The sequence below is a fragment of the Gammaproteobacteria bacterium genome, from assembly GCA_003696665.1.
GTDB lineage: Bacteria > Pseudomonadota > Gammaproteobacteria > Enterobacterales.
The window spans coordinates 1-1,989 of record RFGJ01000630.1 but is presented as its reverse complement, the minus strand read 5'-3'; the positions used below and the strand labels follow the sequence as shown (position 1 = coordinate 1,989).

The window sequence follows — 1,989 nt, the reverse complement described above, 5'->3', positions numbered from 1 at the left end:
TCGGCACCCGTCGAGCCAGAGCGAGCTTGTAACAGGTGTTTTCAGGGATTCCCAGGAACTCGGCGGCGATTTTGACGTTTACGAAGGGTTCGTGCGCGGTGTGGGTTTCTGTTGTCTTGTTGTCTTGGTGTTGCGTTGACATGTTGGCTTAATCCTTTCTTTGCGGGGTTGACTTGCTTGCAAGAAAGGCTAAGCCGTAAAGCACAGATTATCTTGGGGGGAAAAACCCTTGAGTTCCCCCCCCTAAAAAATAAGAAGGTCAGCGCATGTGTAGGCTAGCATCATACAAAGGAGATTTTTTGGCTTCGGCGAGGGCAAGGCTTATGAGGCGTTCCAAAGAGCGCCGGGCGGACTTCTCTAAACCCTCCCGGGCAAATGTACCGTTTTCAAAAAGTTCAGTGAAAGGCTCTATAAACTCGTCCACAAATGCATCAAAGAGTTCAGGGACAAAATCCTTTACATCATCTTCGCATGGCTTATCTTTCCGAACCTTTTTGTAGACCTCTTCAATTCTAGCCGGTGAAAGGTGTAGACGTTCTCCCTCTACAACAATCCCCTTCTTTTGGACCAAAAGGTAAGTAACTGGCAAAGTGAAACCCAAATATTTATTACAAAAATAAACATCAGAGAAAATTACCTGCGGCAGCTTCTTAGCTTTCCGCCTACCAAAAGGGTTGTTCCCCCGGCCAGGACCAGAACTAACCCCTAATGCTTTCTCAAGTGGTTCTTCTCGCGAAAGAAACTTGGCACAGCCTTCCGCTAACCTTTGGTGAGCCCAAGCGGGGAACGAGAATCCATGCTCAAATGATGTCCTAACAGCCTCCAAAGCCGCAAGACGGTCCCCCTTAAAATCCATAATTCTCAGGTTTAACATTTTACAGGCGCTTGCCATCAACAAGTCAAGATTCGCCCCCGCAGGGGGCGGCCAGTCTACAGGCCATGATCCGGCCATCTGGCATATTCCGATAAGATCATCTAAAGTCCACATATGGTCAAATTATCACGCTTTTCGGCTACTGGAAACAATGTTGGAATATTGCTTTCTCTTTATTCTGTTGTCCTATTTTGACTACATTTTTACTTGACAATCTGCTTGACAGCGGCAGCTAACATCTTGTCTTTATGTGCTTTTCCCCTAGGGAATCTGACTAAAAATCAGAAGGTCGGCGGCCATATGCAGCAAGGGCGCGGTATAGCCGGGGGCCACATCCAACGCCACGCACCTCAAACAGAAAATAAAGCAAAACGCGGCCGCTTCACGGCCACGATCCATCCTAAGACAACCGTTGCCCCGCCGCCCCCTTTCCAAGCGAGTGAGCAGAACAGGCGGAAGGTCACAAACGAGGAGCAAGCCGGTAAGACAACCTAGAGCGGTTGTGACCTTTGTGACCTTCGGCTTTCAAAAGGTCACCGGGTTTTGCCATGCAATATCAGTCGGTTATGACCATGTGACCTTTGTGCCCTTTTTTTAATAGAAGGTAAAAAGAAGAGACCCAAGGACAACAGACACAGGGGCGCAGGGTGTCAAGTAGATTGTCAAGCACTGGAGAAAGACAAGAAAACTAGGGGAAGGAAAGACAGATACAGCGGGGCGCTAACTTGCCGTAATTCAAGGCAAGGGAAAACTATCACTATGCAGAAAACTTGTTCAATCAGGTTCGTAATCAGTAGGTCGAGGGTTCGAGTCCCTTGGGTGGCTCCAGATTTCAAGGGGTTGGCGGTTTTCGCCAACCCCTTTTGTGTTGTGCGCCCCCCCCTCTTTTTTTCCTGCACCGCCAGGCCCTCCTGTCGGAAGCAAAGGCAAAAAAAGCCTGGCAAGGCGCCCTCCATTCGTGCTAACTTGTATACAGTATACTGTTTTACTCAGGAGGAGCGTGGTTCCATGCAGCAACTGGATCTCAAGCAGGCCATCCGGGAAGCCATCCAGACCGAAAAGGACGCGATGGATTACTACAATTTCGCGGCCGAAAAGGCCTTCGACGAGCGGGT

3 protein-coding genes are annotated in these 1,989 nt (G+C 49.2%); 1 reads left to right on the top strand and 2 read right to left on the bottom strand.

The genetic code is table 11. The features are described from left to right. Positions 1-259: 259 nt before the first annotated feature. Both D6694_15205 and D6694_15200 read right to left on the bottom strand, forming a co-directional pair. Complete coding sequence (locus D6694_15205) at positions 260-988, bottom strand: hypothetical protein (protein RMH34420.1); 729 nt, start codon at positions 986-988, stop codon at positions 260-262. A gap of 548 nt (positions 989-1,536) precedes the next feature. Next, positions 1,537-1,830, bottom strand: a complete 294-nt coding sequence (locus D6694_15200) for a hypothetical protein (GenBank protein ID RMH34419.1) — start codon at positions 1,828-1,830, stop codon at positions 1,537-1,539. A gap of 52 nt (positions 1,831-1,882) precedes the next feature. Between D6694_15200 and D6694_15195 the strand changes: the two genes are divergently transcribed. Then, a partial coding sequence (locus tag D6694_15195) for a rubrerythrin (GenBank protein RMH34418.1) occupies positions 1,883-1,989 on the top strand: 107 nt, incomplete at its 3' end.

Coding starts and splice junctions, on each gene's coding strand:
- D6694_15205 (RMH34420.1), bottom strand. CDS start 988: ATGTGGACTTTAGATGATCTTATCGGAATATGCCAGATGGCCGGATCA.
- D6694_15200 (RMH34419.1), bottom strand. CDS start 1,830: ATGGAGGGCGCCTTGCCAGGCTTTTTTTGCCTTTGCTTCCGACAGGAG.